The 17388-nt window shown below is 37.0% G+C and carries 15 protein-coding genes; 10 read left to right on the top strand and 5 right to left on the bottom strand.

Annotated features, from left to right (window positions below; translation table 11 throughout):
- Positions 1-11: 11 nt before the first annotated feature.
- The 5 genes from ACFIKB_RS00780 to thpR all read left to right on the top strand — a co-directional run bounded on the left by ACFIKB_RS00780 (position 12) and on the right by thpR (position 4299).
- Positions 12-1799 carry a stimulus-sensing domain-containing protein gene (locus ACFIKB_RS00780; protein WP_375635400.1) on the top strand — a complete coding sequence of 596 codons (1788 nt, stop codon included), beginning with the start codon at positions 12-14 and terminating at the stop codon, positions 1797-1799.
- A 23-nt stretch (positions 1800-1822) separates the two neighbouring features.
- On the top strand, positions 1823-2287 hold the full coding sequence (locus ACFIKB_RS00775) for an HPr kinase/phosphatase C-terminal domain-containing protein (RefSeq protein WP_375652576.1): 465 nt from the start codon (positions 1823-1825) through the stop codon (positions 2285-2287).
- A 135-nt stretch (positions 2288-2422) separates the two neighbouring features.
- Positions 2423-2821 (top strand): PTS sugar transporter subunit IIA, encoded by a 399-nt coding sequence (locus tag ACFIKB_RS00770; protein WP_375635398.1) that lies wholly within the window; start codon positions 2423-2425, stop codon positions 2819-2821.
- A gap of 17 nt (positions 2822-2838) precedes the next feature.
- Entirely contained in the window at positions 2839-3132 is a 294-nt protein-coding gene (locus tag ACFIKB_RS00765; RefSeq protein WP_012754483.1) for an HPr family phosphocarrier protein, read from the top strand.
- A 627-nt stretch (positions 3133-3759) separates the two neighbouring features.
- Positions 3760-4299, top strand: a complete 540-nt coding sequence (gene thpR / locus ACFIKB_RS00760; RefSeq protein ID WP_375652574.1) for an RNA 2',3'-cyclic phosphodiesterase — start codon at positions 3760-3762, stop codon at positions 4297-4299.
- Between the two features lie 106 nt (positions 4300-4405).
- Here the strand turns inward: thpR and grpE are convergent, their stop codons facing one another.
- Both grpE and hrcA read right to left on the bottom strand, forming a co-directional pair.
- Positions 4406-5068 (bottom strand): nucleotide exchange factor GrpE, encoded by a 663-nt coding sequence (grpE, locus tag ACFIKB_RS00755; protein WP_375635396.1) that lies wholly within the window; start codon positions 5066-5068, stop codon positions 4406-4408.
- Positions 5069-5192: 124 nt separating this feature from the next.
- On the bottom strand, positions 5193-6263 hold the full coding sequence (gene hrcA / locus ACFIKB_RS00750) for a heat-inducible transcriptional repressor HrcA (protein ID WP_375635395.1): 1071 nt from the start codon (positions 6261-6263) through the stop codon (positions 5193-5195).
- Between the two features lie 528 nt (positions 6264-6791).
- On the opposite strand from hrcA, the gene rdgB reads away from it, so the two are divergent.
- Together rdgB and hemW are read left to right on the top strand one after the other, a co-directional pair.
- Positions 6792-7439 carry an RdgB/HAM1 family non-canonical purine NTP pyrophosphatase gene (gene rdgB, locus ACFIKB_RS00745; protein ID WP_375652573.1) on the top strand — a complete coding sequence of 216 codons (648 nt, stop codon included), beginning with the start codon at positions 6792-6794 and terminating at the stop codon, positions 7437-7439.
- On the top strand, positions 7436-8635 hold the full coding sequence (gene hemW, locus ACFIKB_RS00740) for a radical SAM family heme chaperone HemW (RefSeq protein ID WP_375652572.1): 1200 nt from the start codon (positions 7436-7438) through the stop codon (positions 8633-8635). Before rdgB ends, hemW begins: the two co-directional genes overlap by 4 nt.
- Positions 8636-10258: 1623 nt before the next feature.
- Here the strand turns inward: hemW and dapE are convergent.
- The 3 genes from dapE to ACFIKB_RS00725 form a co-directional block, all read right to left on the bottom strand.
- Positions 10259-11431 (bottom strand): succinyl-diaminopimelate desuccinylase, encoded by a 1173-nt coding sequence (gene dapE / locus ACFIKB_RS00735; RefSeq protein ID WP_375652570.1) that lies wholly within the window; start codon positions 11429-11431, stop codon positions 10259-10261.
- A gap of 224 nt (positions 11432-11655) precedes the next feature.
- Positions 11656-12402 carry a M48 family metallopeptidase gene (locus ACFIKB_RS00730; protein WP_375635391.1) on the bottom strand — a complete coding sequence of 249 codons (747 nt, stop codon included), beginning with the start codon at positions 12400-12402 and terminating at the stop codon, positions 11656-11658.
- A 31-nt stretch (positions 12403-12433) separates the two neighbouring features.
- Positions 12434-13213, bottom strand: coding sequence for an alpha/beta hydrolase (locus tag ACFIKB_RS00725; protein ID WP_375635390.1), 780 nt, complete (start codon positions 13211-13213; stop codon positions 12434-12436).
- A gap of 195 nt (positions 13214-13408) precedes the next feature.
- Here ACFIKB_RS00725 and infC point away from each other — a divergent pair, with 195 nt between their 5' ends.
- The 3 genes from infC to ACFIKB_RS00710 all read left to right on the top strand — a co-directional run bounded on the left by infC (position 13409) and on the right by ACFIKB_RS00710 (position 16295).
- Positions 13409-13927, top strand: a complete 519-nt coding sequence (gene infC / locus ACFIKB_RS00720; protein ID WP_026500140.1) for a translation initiation factor IF-3 — start codon at positions 13409-13411, stop codon at positions 13925-13927.
- Positions 13928-14272: 345 nt separating this feature from the next.
- Positions 14273-14458, top strand: a complete 186-nt coding sequence (locus tag ACFIKB_RS00715) for a hypothetical protein (protein ID WP_375646954.1) — start codon at positions 14273-14275, stop codon at positions 14456-14458.
- 64 nt (positions 14459-14522) lie between these two features.
- The gene (locus ACFIKB_RS00710; RefSeq protein WP_375652569.1) at positions 14523-16295 is read left to right on the top strand and encodes an ABC transporter ATP-binding protein; all 1773 of its coding nucleotides are present in this window, start codon (positions 14523-14525) and stop codon (positions 16293-16295) included.
- Positions 16296-17388 lie beyond the last annotated feature (1093 nt).

Below are 17388 nucleotides of genomic sequence, written 5' to 3'. Positions count from 1 at the left end.
CAATCAAATCGATGACAGACAATTCTCAACTGGAAACTTTACAAAAAACAACCGTTAATGGTACATCCTCAACGCCATTTCTTATGTTTGCCCGTTTGCATCTCCGAACACAACGTCTCTTTAGACAATTGCTTTTTTCCAGCCTCACACGTCGCATTGTTATATTAAACATTGCTGCCCTTGCCATTTTAGTTACAGGCATTTTATACCTTAACCAATTTCGCGATGGTTTAATTGAAGCAAAAATTAAAAGTTTATGTACCCAAGGAAAAATTATTGCTGGGGCTATTGCTGCTTCTGCAACAGTAGATACAAATTCTATCCTCATTGATCCCCAAAAACTCTTAGAGTTACAAACTGGTGAAAGCGTTACACCCGCCCCTCAATCAACCGATTCTTGGGATTTCCCTATTAACCCTGAGCAAGTTGCCCCTCTTTTACGGCGTCTCATCACACCTAAAACGACAAGAGCACGTATCTATGATCGTGATGCTACTCTCCTTCTTGATTCGCGCGTTCTTTATTCTAGTGGAGAAGTTTTTAGTTATGATTTACCCCCACTTAAAACAGAACAAAGCATGTGGGATCGCCTTACTTCATGGTATTCAAGCACATTTTATGGTAAAGGTATTGCTCTTGACAGAGAACAAACAAAAACCAGTGGTATTGCTGCTTATCCAGAAGTGTACCGCGCATTAAACGGATCTCTTGCTACGGCTAAAAGACGCAACAGACAAGGTCAATTAATTGTTTCTGTTGCCGTTCCTGTGCAACGCTATCGCGCAGTGGTTGGAGCTCTTCTTCTTTCAACCACTGGTTCTGATATTGATAACATTGTAAAAGGTGAAAGACTGGTTATCTTTAAAGTTTTTGCCGTTGTAGGCAGCGTACTTTTGGTTCTTTCTCTCTTTTTGGCCCATACGATTGCCCATCCATTAAGTAAATTATCTGCCTCGGCTAATCGAGTGCGTAATGGCAATAATCAGCGTGTAGAAATTCCTGATTTTTCAATGCGTGAAGATGAGATTGGTCACCTTTCAACCTCTATTCGTGATATGACTAATGCCCTGTATATGCGTATTGAAGCCATTGAACGCTTTGCTGCTGATGTAAGCCACGAATTAAAAAATCCTCTCACCTCTCTACGCAGTGCTGTTGAAACGCTCCCTCTGGCTAAAAATGAAGAAGCACAAGAGAAATTGCTTGAAATTATTCAACATGATGTGCGCCGTCTTGATCGGTTGATTACAGATATTTCTGATGCATCGCGGCTCGATGCAGAGCTTGCACGAGAAACCGCAGAGATTGTTGATATGACACCGCTTTTGGAAAGTCTTGTTCATGCTGTTCAGGAAGTGTATCGTAATACGCAAACCATTGATATAAGCCTTAATATTGTCCCACGTCCTCATGGAAAAGCCTATCTTGTATTGGGACATGAACTCCGTTTAGGGCAAGTGATTTCAAATCTTCTTGAAAATGCACGTTCTTTTATTCCTCGTAATCGTGGCAAAATTTGCATTACTATGAAAAGTCATGCTTCAACCCTTATTTTAACCATTGAAGATAATGGCCCAGGTATTCGTTCAGAAAATATTGAACGCATTTTTGAGCGTTTTTATACAGATCGACCAAACGAAGATGCTTTTGGACAAAACTCTGGACTTGGCCTTTCTATTAGTCGGCAAATCATCGAAGCTCATAATGGGACAATTACAGCCGAAAATATTATTGATCCTACACTTGGAAAGTGTAAAACTGGTGCACGTTTTATTATTATGCTTCCCCTCGCTAAATAAATCTTTTATCCAAAGTAAAAGGCATGAAAACAAAATGTGAAATACTCCACGCAAATTGCCTTCAATTGGGCGGCAAGGGGCTGTTAATTATGGGTCCATCGGGATCAGGAAAATCAACCATTACCCTTTCTTTGCTCGACCGTGCTGAGTGGTCAAAACGTGAAGCGAAGCTTATCAGTGATGATTATACAATGTTGCGTGCGGAAAATGGAAAGCTTCACGGATACACTCCTGATAATTTAGAGGGCGGTATCGAGATTCGTGGCGTTGGTCTTTATATGGTGGAATTTGAAAAGCACACAACTATCGATTGTGTTATTTTTCTCGGTCCGGAATATGAACGTTTTTCCACAAATAAAACTTTTCAATTTGAAAATTTGCACATTCCTCTTTTAAAACTTCCCTCTCTTCGTGAAGCCGATTGTACAGCCATTTGTCAAGCTATTGAAGCATTTTTATTTAGAAAAATATGGCAAAAATCTGTCTAATTTTTTTCTAAAGATAAAAAAATCACTATTTTTGCCTTTTTTTTGCAAATTTTTCTTGGCAGCAAGACAAAGCCTTGTAAAATGTGTTTCCCACCAATATGGTCGGATCTTATTAGTTAACAGGAGTTTGCGTAAATGATTGGACTCGTGCTTGTAACGCACGGTGAGCTGGCTGTCGAATTTTTACATGCCGTGGAACATGTTGTTGGAGTACAAGAAAAGTTCGCAACAATATGCGTTTATCCCGATGACGATATAGATCAGCGCCGAGGTGATGTTATAGCCGCAGTAACCGATACAGATACGGATCATGGCGTAATCATATTAACAGATGTGTTCGGTGGAACACCATCGAATATAGCTGTTCCTGCTATTGAAAAAGGACGCGTTGAAATGATTGCGGGTGTTAATTTGCCCATGCTTATTAAACTGATTTCTATTCGCAAATGTCCTGATATTTCATTATCAGACGCGTTAAGAATAGCACAAGAAGCAGGGCGTAAATATATTAATGTACCAAGTATGATTTTATAGCGGATAATAAAATACCAATGTTTTCCAAAGATACCCTCCCATGTATAAGTCGTCATTTCAATATCTGTAATAAACGTGGCTTGCATGCACGTGCTTCTGCAAAATTTGTACAAACTGTTGACAATTTTAATGTTACTGTTGAAGTTGAAAAGGATGGAAAAATCGTTGGTGGATCATCAATTATGGGACTTATGATGCTAGCGGCTTCATCCGGTTGTAACCTCACCATTCGTGTTTCAGGACCAGAAGCAACAGATGCTCTTAATGCTCTTGAAAAGCTTATCAATAACAACTTTGGAGAGGAAAACTAACGCTTTCTCACCATAAAATAAGGATGATGATTCTTAGAAAATAGGAATTGTCCATCATTATTTTGAATTTTAATTTCTCTTCCCGCTTTTATACCAATATTCATATCCATTATAGATTAGCATAATTATCATAAATGTAAAAGTTTATAGTAATTTTATTATACTGGAGTTTTTCCTTCCTTTCCTAACATTATTTGATCAATTTGAATAGTTTTGCGTATTACGGCTATTACCCGACTTAATCGTATAATTAAATCTTTACAGAAAAAGAGAACTCTTCACCTTGTATTAGAATATGCTTTATTTTAAGCTAAAGATAGATGTCAAAATAATTTAGCACATCAAAAATCTATCAACTTTTCTTATTTTCTGCTAAATTTGTAGTCTTTATAATACACAAGGAATCTTCCATTGCACATCATTGTGATACAGCTCATGAAAACGCAATTCTTATCGATATCATAACCATTTTTTAAAACGAATAAGCTTTGTACGCTCATAATTATAGTAAGCATTTTTTAGACATTCTTTTTCAATACTATTGCCTTATTTTCTATGGTACATGCCTCGCCCTTATTATCTATATTGCGCTTTGGATAGCCTCTTTCATTATAAGGAGATAATATTATGGGTCGTCTATTTAGTGCCCTTCAGATTCCTCAACAAACAACACAACAACTTGTATCGTTGCAAAATGGCTTACCAAAAGCGCAATGGATCAACCCGCAAAATTTTCACGTCACCTTATCTTTTTTCGGTGAAGTTGAAAGTGCTACCGCAGATGCACTTATGCACGCCTTTGATACAATAAAGCTCTCTCCTTTTATGCTACAAATAGATGGTTTTGATATTTTTGGTTCAGAAAATACTCCCCATTCTCTTGTAGTTCGCATTGAACCTTGTGAAAAGCTTAATCTTTTACATGAAAAGATGCAATATATCCGGAATAAATTAGAGTTAAAGCCTGATGAAAGAGAATTTACTCCACATATTACTCTTGCACGAATATTTGATATCAATCTTGAAGATCTTTCTTCTTATCTATCTTTTCAAGATGATTTTTTTATCCCTCCTTTTGAGGTCGATCACTTTGTTTTATTTTCATCGTCATCTCCCTCAAGCGAGGCCGTGTATCTTATAAAAGGAAGTTGGGCACTTCAAAGATAAAAGGGTGTTTATAACACCCTTTAAAAACTCTTTGAGAAAAGACCTCATATATGTGTAATTGCAGGGAATACTGCATTTTATGTTGGAGATTTATTATTGATGTGTTTTAAGCAGAATCAGTTTCAACAGAAGCTTCTTTTGCTCCTCCTTTGGCTACACCCACTATAGCTGGACGTAACACCCTTTCCCCGATAATATAGCCTGCCTGAACAACTTGTTGAACAGTATTATCTGGAACATCGGCATTAGGAATTTCAAACATCGCTTGATGAAAATGAGGATCAAATTTTTGCCCCTCTGGATGGATTTTTTGCACCCCATGACGTTCTAATGCTGCCATCATGGCACGTTCAGTCATTTCAACGCCTTCTGCCAATGATTTCAAACCAGCATCACTTTCCCGCGCCCCTTCTGGAATAGCTTCCAAAGCACGATTGAGATTGTCAGAAACCGATAACATATCCCGTGCAAAATTAGCAATGGAGTAAGCCTTTGCATCCGCCACATCTCGCATAGTACGGCGTCGAAGATTTTCCATATCTGCAACAAGACGTAAAAGCTGATCTTTCAGTTCTTTATTTTCATCCTGCAAAGACGCTAAAAGATCACTAACCTCATTGCTTTCTTTTTCAACGTCTTCGTGTTCCTCTGTTTTATGTGTTTTTAAAAATTCATCGGCTGCCTGTTTAAGTGTATTACGATCAGCTGGATTTTTTAAATCACAATTTTCAAATGAAGCGTCAGTAAATTTGTTTTTTTCATCAGACATAAAAATTTTATTCCTTCATAAGATTCGTTATTCTCGATATCGAAATTCTACAGACAAAAATCAAGGGGTATCGATGTATATAATACAATGAGCTTTTATAGTACAAATACTTACCTGCATCGTTTTAACGCAATAACTGTGACACAAGTTGAGCTGTATAATCAACCATGGGCACAATCCTTGCATAATTAAGCCGTGTAGGACCAATAACGCCTAAAGCACCAATGACTCTTTGTTGTGAATCACGATAAGGCGCTACAACTAAAGAAGAACCAGAAAGTGAAAATAACTTATTTTCTGAACCAATAAAAATTCGAACTCCAGAACCTTCATCCGTTAAATCGAGAAGCTGTGCCATACTCTCACGCGTTTCAAGATCATCAAACAAATGGCGTAATCGTTCTAAATCTTCTTCTGCTTTCACATCTTCAAGTAAATTGCTACGCCCGCGAACAATGAGGTGTATTTTATGATCAGCACCTTCTCCTCCCCAAAGAGCTAATCCCGTTTCAACAAGATGATGCGATAAATCATCAAGTGCAGCCCGTGTTTCTGAGCATAAACGTGCAATTTCCTCTTTAGCTTCACTCAATGTTCGCCCCTGAATATGAGCATTGAGAAAATTCGTTGCCTCCGTCAGTTGTGCATGAGTAACCCCTTCTGGCAAATGAACAATACGATTTTCAACTTCACCTTGTTGAGTCACCAAAACGGCAAGAGCGTGCTCCCTATCAAGGCGCACAAATTCAATATGTTTCAATGTTCCTTCTTGTTTTGTTGCTAAAACAAGCCCTGCCCCACGTGAAAGATCTGAAAGAACTCGGCTTGCTTGAACAAGAAAATGTTCAACCGATTGTGCATGACCAGCCTCTTTGACTTGCATTTCAATATTTTCTCGCTCTTCGTTTGGCAAATCACCCGCTTCCATAAATGCATCTACAAAAAAGCGTAAACCTGATTGTGTCGGCATTCGACCCGCAGAAACATGTGGTGCATAAATCAAACCGAGATGTTCAAGATCACTCATCACATTGCGAATCGTCGCAGGTGATAATGTCTGTCGTAAAAGCCGTGAAAGATTGCGTGACCCTACAGGTTCACCATCATTAAGATAAGCTTCAACAATATGGCGAAAAATATCACGTGAACGTTCATCAAGATATTTTAGTTCATTATCAATAGTTTTGTGCTTCATCACAATTGTTTCACTACTTTTAAAATCCTCATCTCTTATATAAGTTTTGCCAAGGTTTGGTCAAATAGTCTAAAGTAGTATAAAAGCATATTATCCTATTGAGCCGTAAAATGCTACCTTTCAGAATGATGATTGATAAATTACGCAGGAGGTATTTTTTGTTAGAGTGTGTGAAAAATATTTAAGATAAGAGTTGATCTATAAAGTGGTCTGCTGTAGGGACTTGCCAAGAGAATTTGACTAAGAGAATCTGGATTGTTTAAAAACCGCTATAAGTAGAAAATTTCACCTTTTAGAGCAAGCCGGAAATTGGAAATTTACCATAAAAGTGCTATCATCAAAAAGACATGCCTTTCATATTTTTGCAAGGTTATCTTTGTACAAGATAAAAAATTTTGTTGGAATAAAATATCATAAAACGTGTAAAATAATCATATCATGTAAAATCAAGCAGAATGTGTGTATATGAGTATTTAAGCTGGTTTTTAGCACAAAAATAGTTCCCCTTTCATTTTTGGAGAAATCTATATGAGAAGCATAGCAGATAAAAAACTTGTCATTGCTACACATAACACCGGCAAACTGCATGAAATCACTACTTTAATTACGCCTTTCGATTTAATAATACAATCGGCAAAAGAACTGGGCTTGCCAGAACCAAAAGAAACGGGAAAAACATTTGAAGAAAATGCTTATATTAAGGCTTTTTCAGCAGCAAAAAAGACAGGACTTCCTGCCCTTTCTGATGATTCAGGCTTAGAGGTAGATGCATTGGAGGGTGCGCCAGGCGTTTATACCGCTGATTGGGCAATTCAAGCCGATGGCACACGTAATTTTCCAAAAGCTATGAAAAAAATAGAAAATGAACTCCAAAAAGTCGGAGCGCGAGAAAAAAGCCAACGAAAATGCCGTTTTATATCCGTCATTTGCATTGCATGGCCTGATGCTCATGCAGATTACTTCCGCGGATGCGTTGAAGGAACATTCTTTTGGCCTCCACGGGGCGACAAAGGCTTTGGTTTTGATCCTATTTTTTTACCAGATGGATATGAAAATACCTTTGGAGAAATGTCAACAGAGCAAAAACACAACTGGAAATGTAATGATATTCCCCCTCTTTCACATCGCGCACGTGCTTTCAAACTTTTGGCAGAAAACCTTTTAGCATTCTCATGAATGAACCTTTTGGCATTTACATTCATTGGCCCTTTTGTGCAGCTAAATGTCCTTATTGTGACTTTAATTCGCATGTTCGCATCCATGGTGTTGATCAACCACGTTTTGTCACCGCCTTTAAGCGCGAAATAGAAACGCAATACCACAAAATAGGCCCACGCCATATTACAAGTATTTTTATTGGTGGGGGAACTCCTTCTCTTATGGAGCCGCAAACTGTCGATGCCCTATTGCAAGCACTTGCAAAAAAATGGGTAGTTGATGATAAAGTTGAAATTACATTAGAAGCTAATCCATCCAGTGTGGAGGCAGAGCGCTTTCGTGGATACCGTGCAGCAGGTGTTAACCGCTTATCTCTAGGGATACAAGCGCTCAATGATAAAGCATTGCGCAAACTTGGTCGACTCCATAATGTGGAACAAGCTCTTTGTGCCATTGATTTAGCACGGCAAATTTTTCCACGTTTATCCTTTGATCTCATTTATGCCCGCCCCGAACAAACCCTTGAACAATGGAAATCTGAACTCGTACAAGCAATTGATTTGGCAGCGGACCATCTTTCTCTTTATCAATTGACGATCGAAGAAGGAACTGCCTTTAAACGGCTTCATGATGCAGGAAGACTTATCCTTCCCCCATCAGAGCTAGCAGCAGATCTGTATAATCTTACCCAAGAAATAACAGCACTGCATGGACTTCCTGCCTATGAAATCTCAAATCATGCAATTCCCGGTGCCGAATCAGCGCATAATCTTCTTTACTGGCGTTATCACCAATATGCAGGCTTTGGTCCAGGAGCACATGGACGTTTCATTGAGCACGCACCGAATCATTCCTCTGCCTGTTCAAAAACATTGTCATCACACCTTGAAAACCGCGAACGTTATGTCACAATAAATGAAAAGCATCCCGAACAGTGGCTTAATTTGGTAGAAACAACAGGACATGGCTGTATTGAAACGGAACATTTAACCACTGAACAACAGGCAAATGAAATGCTCCTTATGGGATTACGCCTTTGCGAAGGCTTAGAGCTTATACGCTATGAAACCTTAAGCCCTAAACGCATCCCAATGGAAAAACTGATCGATTTACAACACCAAGAATTGATAGAAATGGTGGATAACCAACGCTTAAAAGCGACAACCAAAGGACGTATTGTTCTTGATCACATCATCAGCCAACTCGCAAACTAAAGTTTTTATAACAACATACTTATTTTAATCATAATCATCATTTTTCATAGAAAAGGCGAGATTAGAGTATCGTGAGATACTCTAATCTCAAAACTATTTATAGTAAATTAGTTACCACCATTTGCTTACACCTTAAAAGTAGAGAAGTGTATGGATAAAAGCTATAAAAAAGAAGTAAAAAGAACTCTTATGAACACTCTTAAGTGCTAAAAGCTATCGCAATATTTTGAGCTAGAAAGTGTGTGGTGGTCTAACTTTTTTTTCATAAACGTAAAGATGGTGAGGCACTGTAGACTTTATACACTTCACGGAAAATTTTATATTACACTATTCATAAGCACCGTAGTGGCACGAATGTGACAAACATTGAGAAAATTTCTTTAAAACAAGTATGCGAATACATAATATGATAATATATTGTTCTTTATGAAATCGTGGCACCATTTAAAGAACCAGAGAAATGAGCATGAAACCATGTATCAATCTCTAATTATTTAAAAAGATATTACTCTAGATAAGTTTGAAAACCGTAAAACCGAATAAAAAAGGAGAGTAAAAAAGCACACTGATTTTCACCTTTATACCTTTATATTTTCCCTCAATCAGGTTGTGGTTGTATGTCTGTTTCAGAGATTACAAAAAATAGATATACACCATACTTTTATCCTATTCTGGCATATAAAAGCTGTTGTCGTAAAAAATACTGAACCAATATTTATTTGAGATACGCGGCTGTATGATCGGTATTGATTTATAGATCACAGCAAAATCATGAGCTTTATTAAACAAATAATGCACTCAAATGGCAAATATACCAGATATGAATCGGAATTGCTTTGTTAGCGAGCGAAACGATATTAATCCCATATGATCTTACTTGCATACATACTTATGAGTGTCTGTACGCGTCCTTTAAGGTTATTTTATTAAAAAATTGAGAATAATACTAGGACAATCCTTGGCTGAAGAAGTCAACGTGCTGCTACAAAAGAATTTCTGTGTATCTTTATCATAACCAATATTAAAGCTGATTAAATAAGCTCACTTTCTATCTCGTAATGATTTTTCAATGGAAGTTTTTAGGGAAAAAAAGAAGGGGAAAATATATGAAATAAAACAAACTTAAAGCGCATTTCTATGGGCTTTACTCTAAGAGAGGCTAATTGAAACAAGAAGTATCTTTTATGAGAGTGCAGAAACCATATTAAGGCATGAGCTGTGAATGAGCATATTTATGTTGTGCGAATTTTGTACAATAGCAGCATGTTTTTGTGTGTCTTTATGGCTTCAACCTATCATCACACAATGATGATATAATATTCATTATTTTCCATATATGATTGCGTATTGACTTCCTTTCTACACTTAAAGAACGAATATTTTTAACCTAATATGGTCTGTAAACAGTTCTGCTTCTTAAAGCAGGTCCCGCTTGGCTTTCCAGTTATGTAATTCACTTAACGAAAGACTCTACAGGCAAAAATCACAACTTAAGAATATTCATCACTTATTCTAAACCCACTTAATATATTAAGTCTTACGTGCCTCATATTACCACACCTCAAATGGCAATATCTTATGGCACAACAAGATAAAGGTATTTTTGAACCAGCAATCATTTCTTCATGCAAAAAAATCAACAATAAAACGCTCATAAATAGTAGTAAGCGTTTCCACTGCATCAAGGGCTACACACTCATCTACCATATGCATCGTTTGCCCTGGTAAGCCAAATTCAACCACTGGGCAATAATCCTTAATAAATCGCGCATCTGAAGTACCACCAGAAGTGGAACATTCTGGTATATTCCCTGTTACATTTTTAATAGCATTGGATAAAGTCTGAATGAGTTTATCATTTTTGGTCAAAAAAACATCCCCTAAACTTGGAATCCATTCAAACTGATAAGAGGGATATTGATCATCATTGTTTTTTGATTGCACCAAAGCAAGACGCTTTTTAATTTCCTCCATCAGTGTTTCTTTTGTCCAAAGATCATTGTAGCGTATATTAAAATGAACTGTTGTCTGCGCTGGGATAACATTGACCGCTAAATTACCGGTATCGATGCTTGTTAGCTCTAAATTACTGGGTTGAAAATCCTCTGTCCCTTTATCTAAAGCAGTTTGTGTCAATGCTTGAATAAGCTTACTTGCTAAAGGCAAGGGATTAGCAGCCCGCTCTGGAAAAGCAACATGACCTTGGCGACCTCTCACGGTAATGATACCAGAAATCGATCCGCGGCGACCAATTTTGATGACATCCCCAACAGTTTTTACACTTGTTGGTTCCCCTACAAGAGCCGCAGTCCATTTTTCGCCTTTTTTTTCTGCCCATTTGAGAAGTTTGACGGTACCATTAACAGCAGGTCCCTCTTCATCACCGGTAATCAAAAGGCTTATTGTTCCTTTAATAGACTGTTTTTCTAGAACTCGAGCCAACGCCGCAATAAAACAAGCGATTCCGCCCTTCATATCAACAGCACCCCGCCCATATAATTTTCCCTGATCTATGACAGCTTCAAAAGGTGAATAGGTCCATTCATCCAATGCGCCTGGTGGTACGACATCTGTATGACCTGCAAACATAAGATGGGGTCCTTCATTTCCCATTTTTGCATAAAGATTTTCAACATTATCTGTATTTTTATCCGTAAAAATAGGGCGCTCAACATGAAATCCCATTTTTTTCAAAAATTGTTCCAAAGTTGATAAAGCCCCTGCTTCATGAGGTGTAACAGAAGGACAACGGATAAGTCTTTGTAATAGCTGAAGTGGATCTGTAAGAACAGGCATAAGCTCCCCTTCCCATTTTTTTATAAGTTATCGGAACTTAAGGTTATTACGCTGAATTACAAAAAAGATAAAGCAAAAACATTGAAGACACTCAGCAAACCAAGCAGGGGAGAACAATCGTGCTGAGAGCTTCAATGGCTTCCTCATTATGCATGAGCAAGTACACACACAACAAAACACTCGACAAAAAGTTCCGTTAAATATTGCCTTCATTGGAAAGCTTTTTACGCCTTTAAATTATATGAATCAAAATTAATTGCGTGCAATCTATGAGCATTTTCCTTCAACCAAGCACGATACGTTTTACTATCAGGACATAGTTCTTCACAAAGAGCCCAAAATCTTGGACCGTGATTCATTTCAACAAGATGAGCAACCTCATGAGCAACAACATATTCCACAACTTCTTTTGGTGCCATAACAAGGCGCCAAGAAAAAGAAAGACGCTTATCTATTGAACAAGACCCCCAACGACTTCTCGTATCTTTATAACAAATTGATTTGACTTTACGCTCTACTTTATGGGCATAATGTGCCACCAAAGGTGTTATAATACGTGCTGCTTGTTTTTTCAAAACGTCAGCAACACGCCTTGGCAAATATTCTAATTGACCATAAACGATAATTTGAGGGTCTTGTTCTGCATCTCCTGCAATAATTTCCGTCACCCCACGTCCTTCTCTATGCTTTATGGAATGGCAAACACCCAATAAAGGAATCGTTGCCCCCTCTTTGAGATAAGCATTTTCATGAGAGATTTGTACACGAGCAAGACGTGCCTCAATCCAAGACCGATGCTTTTCAATAAAACTTTGAATCGTACAGAGACTTATCGCTGGTGGTGTTGTTACACAAATCCTCCGTCCGCTCGCATCAATACGTAAGGTAAGACGGCGCGCGCACTTATTTTCCCGCACCCGTACAGGTACAGAGCGATCAGAAAAAATAAAATGCTGTTTAGAAATGCTCATATATTTTTATCTTCATCAATAAATGTACCCCTTATTTTGCATTAATCTGATTAATAAAAGATCTCAATACCGTTTCGAGGCAATCTAAATCTTGCGGACGAGAAAAGCGATGACCTGCATCACGAACAAGTGTCAATGTTACATCATGGAGAGGTAAATGATCAAGTAAAGTCAATGTATGCTGATAGGGAATATCTTCATCTTCCATCCCTTGTAAAATATGGACTGGACACCCAACATCAATGCATCCTTTCATAACACAATTTTCGCGTCCATCTTCAATCAATGTTTTTGTAAAGGGCATTGGCTCTGTATCATCAACTGCAGGTCGTTCAATATAGCCTTTTTCCTCCAAAATCTTCCATTCTTCTGGGCCTAATTTTGGTTCCACCAATGTTTGTGTAAAATCAGGTGCTGGAGCAATCAATATCATGCCAGCAAGCTTCTTATTTTTCTGTGCTAGCATCATAGCAAGCTTTAGCGCAATCCACCCGCCCATAGAGGTGCCAATCAAAATTTGTGGCCCCTCACAATAATTTTCAAAAACCGCTAAACTTTCTTTAACCCAGCGTGAAATCGTTCCTTGAAAAAAATCACCTTCAGATTCTCCATGTCCAGAGTAATCAAAACGTAAGCAGGACAAATCATTCTTCTGAGCAAAACTATCAACCAACATCGCCTTATCCCCTGACATATCGGACAGATAGCCATGAAGCCAAACTAAACCTAGAGAATGGCTGCCTTTGCGATAACGTACTGCAAGTGCGGTGTTCTCAAACGAAAAAAACTGACAAGGAATATTTTGATCCATGATTCTTTATCCTCCATAAAACAATTCCTTTAAATTAAGAGAAAAACTTTTATAATCTAAATCATTCCAAAAAGTAATAAATCAAATAATGAAAAAGACACGAATTATAGTTGTTTTTAGGTACATAATTGTATATTAAATTAACTGTAGTTGAATCAAAATTAAGGAGCATAAACCATTCGTAAACCGTTTAAAATGACACCTACCCAAAAAGACGGACCACGTTCAAATCAGGATATCCGAGTACCTCATGTTCAGCTTATTAATGATGAGGGACAACATCAGGGGGTTGTTGCGATACAAGAAGCTCTTGCTATGGCTGCAGATGCGGGGCTTGATTTGGTTGAGATTGTACCAAATGCGGAGCCACCCGTATGTAAAATCATCGATTTGGGCAAATTAAAATATCAAACCCAAAAAAAAGCTGCTGAAACACGTAAGAAGCAAAAAGTCATCGAAATCAAAGAGATTAAGATGCGCCCAAATGTTGATGTCCATGATTATGGAGTCAAACTCAAGGCTGTTCATCGCTTTATTGATCATGGTGATAAAGTAAAGATTACTTTGCGTTTTCGTGGTCGTGAGATGGCTCACCAAGATCTTGGATTAAAGCTTCTTCAGCGTGTGAAAGAAGATACAAGTGAAATTGCCAAAATTGAATTGGAGCCAAAGCTTGAAGGCCGGCAAATGATGATGGTGATAGCACCTAAATAGTTTTGCATTAGAATAATATTTGCATGCAACTCATCAAAATAGGCGTATGGCATTATTTAGAAGCACCACATAGAGTTTTTGTGGTGCTTTTAAGGTTTTATAAATGTGTATAAATCCTTTTAAGAGTTTAATAATGCTTTATCGATTTATAAGAAGAATTCGTTATTTTGCATATTAAATGAGAAAGCTCAAACATCGTAAGGTCTTCTTATTTCAAGCTCTCTTATCATGCAATGCGGCAAAATTGTTTGCTTACACATCACAAACGGAGATGATACATAAAAATTATTAAAAAAGCAGAAATGTTTTTTGTGAGCTATTTCAAGTGCCAAAGGCTATCACAATATGGAAATTGGTAAATACAATGGTGAAACTCGCCGTTACCTTTTATTGAAAATTAAAAATAATGATGAACAACGAATTTTCATTATACCTTTTACAGAAACTTTGCACTACATTTTTCACTCTCGCCGTCGTGAAATTGATGTGATGAACCTTGAAAGAAAAGGCTATTTTTGTAAAAAAGATTAAGGGGCTTTTTAATTAAGAATGTTTCAATCTTGCATAAAATAATGAGAGAATATGGAAGCACTTCATGGCTAAAAAACAAATTTCCTCTTTTGATAAACATCTTATTATCCGCCTTTTGCGAGAAAATTTTCGTAAACATATGCGTTGGTACAGTGCGGCTATTTTCTCAATGATCATCATTTCTTGTACCACAGCAACCAGTGCATGGATTATGCGTGATGTTGTTAATCAGATTATTGATGCACAAAATTTTCCTATAATTGTTTTGATTTCTAGCTTCATTGCTTTTATCTTTATTCTCAAAGGAGTTGCAACTTTTTCCCAAACTTACTTTCTAAACAAAGCAGGCAATAGTATCATTGCTGAACAACAGCGTAAAATTTTTGCACGACTTATGGAACAAGGAGTCTCTTTTTATCATAATAACACTTCATCTGATCTTCTTGTTCGTGTAACTCATAATGCGACAGCTGTACGTAATATAATTGATACTATTATCACAACTTTTGTACGTGATTTGCTTTCCGTTAGTGGTCTGTTGCTTGTCATGTTCATTCAAAACTTTGTGTTAATCTCCATTACTTTAATCGTAGGACCACTAGCTTTTTTAGGCGTTCGAATGGCTTTAAAACGCGTTCGCCGCCTGATGGAAAAAGAGCTCCTTTCACTTGGTGAAATTATCAAAATCGTACAGGAAACGGCTGTTGGTATTCGAATCATAAAGGCCTTTTCACTAGAAGAAGTCATGAAAAAACGAATGGACAAAGCCATTTGTGATGTTGAAAAACAAACAAACAATATTGCAACACTCGAAGCTATTACCAGTCCGATTATGGAAACACTCACGGGTGTTGCCATTGCAGGTATTATTTGTTTTTCCGGTTATCTTGCAACCCAACGCGCAGGTGTTCAAGGTGAATTTATGTCCTTTATTGTTGCTTTACTTTTAGCGTATGAACCCGCAAAAAGGCTAGCAAATGTACGTGTCAAAATTGAATCTGGCTTGGTCAATATCCGTACGATGTTTGAAATACTCGATTGTCCCCTTACAGTTATAGAACATAAAGAAGCTAAAGATCTGAGTAAAACGCAGGGAACTATTCGTTTCGAACATGTTTCTTTTGCATACACTAATAACAAAATGATATTGAAAGATATCAACCTAGAAATAGAAGCCGGAAAAATGACAGCATTGGTGGGACCATCCGGTTCGGGAAAGTCAACCCTTATCAACCTTATTATGCGCCTCTATGACCCCACAAAAGGACGCATATTGATTAATGATCAAGATATTCGCTACACAACATTTCGCTCTCTGAGAAACCTGATGGCCTATGTAGGACAGGATACTTTTCTCTTTCAAGGAACTGTTAAATATAATATCGGGCTTGGAAAAGAAGGGGCTAGTGATGACGAAATTATCGAAGCAGCAAAAGCAGCAAATGCTCATGACTTTATTATGAGTTTGCCAAATGGTTATGATACACAGATAGGTGATAATGGCTGTAACCTTTCAGGGGGGCAAAAACAACGACTCGCTATCGCTAGAGCAATGATTCACGATAGCGAAATTCTGATTCTTGATGAAGCAACGAGTGCGCTTGATTCACACACCGAAGCACAAATTAATGAAGCCATTCAACACCTTACCAAAGGACGCACAACGATCATTATTGCTCATCGCCTTTCAACGATTGCTCGTGCTCATAAAATTGTGGTCATACAAAATGGACAACTGATTGAACAAGGTACTCAGAAAGAATTGCTAGCAAAAGAACATGGGTTTTATAAAAAACTTCATAATATCCAGTTCAAAAACATACCTCCTAATTTCTAGATTCTTAAATAAGATTTGAAATAAAAATGGATAGAAGGTAATGCTCCATTTATAAAAAAGTCTTGTTACCAAGCAAAAGTATTACTTCAATCAAGAATTGGCAAAGAATTTATGGTTTATTGAAAATAAACTTCTTGGATTTAGATGAAAACTTTACTCGTCATTTTGTTGAATGCAATTGACTTTAACAATGAAACTTCAAAAACCCCTTCCCTTCCTCAAATAAGTGTTGAAACATTCATAAATGTTGCGAATCCTAAAAGATAGAGCATCAAGGTTTGAAAAAATTGCCGCGGATTATGATGATGAATCTGGATTAATACAATCTTTATCCGTGTTTATCCCTGCACTGACAATTTTTTTCTCCACACATCTTAAAGAACAAAGATTCTACCCAATCGGATCTGTAAACAATCCAGATTTTTATTGAGTTCGTTCCACTTGATAACAACTTATGTGATTCACTTATACAAGGCTTACCCTAAATATTCACCACGTGCTTTCAAAATACTTTGTCAAAAAGACTTACATGCCTTACATTACCGCACCTCAAATGTCGGTCTTTTATGGTACAACAGGATAGGCTGACAATTATAATTATGCTGCAAATTATAGATACACTCAGCATAAAAGAAAAACATTGAAAAAATAAGAGAAGATTTATTATAAAACTTTTTTACTGTTGTAGCTTGCTTTAAAGCAAGCTTTGCTGTTTTTTCTATATCTAGAAACTAAAGTGATATTCCTCCAATACCTTAACTTCTTGAAGAGTTTATAAATGCACAACGTTAGTGCTTATATAAGGCTATGATTTCAACATGCAAAAAAACAGATGAAAAGTAAAATGACATTCCTCTTTCTTTTAACCGCCTAAATAGAAAAATATGACATATAACTCTGATAAACATTTTTACAAAAAATATCTTTTGACCTGCATTTTAATACTTTGATTTATAATCATAATTTATTACTTTACATCTTAAATAAAAGATAAGATGTAATTTACTTATTGCAAATTTTCTTTATATTTATGATGAATTAATCAAAAGCACTTGTTGTACGTCATAAGAGATATTGGTGTATGCATAAAAAC

Origin of the sequence: Bartonella sp. MR110HLJHH (assembly GCF_042194225.1) — a bacterium.
In the GTDB taxonomy this organism is placed as follows: Bacteria; Pseudomonadota; Alphaproteobacteria; order Rhizobiales; family Rhizobiaceae; genus Bartonella; species Bartonella grahamii.
This window is presented reverse-complemented; position numbering and strand designations above follow the sequence as displayed.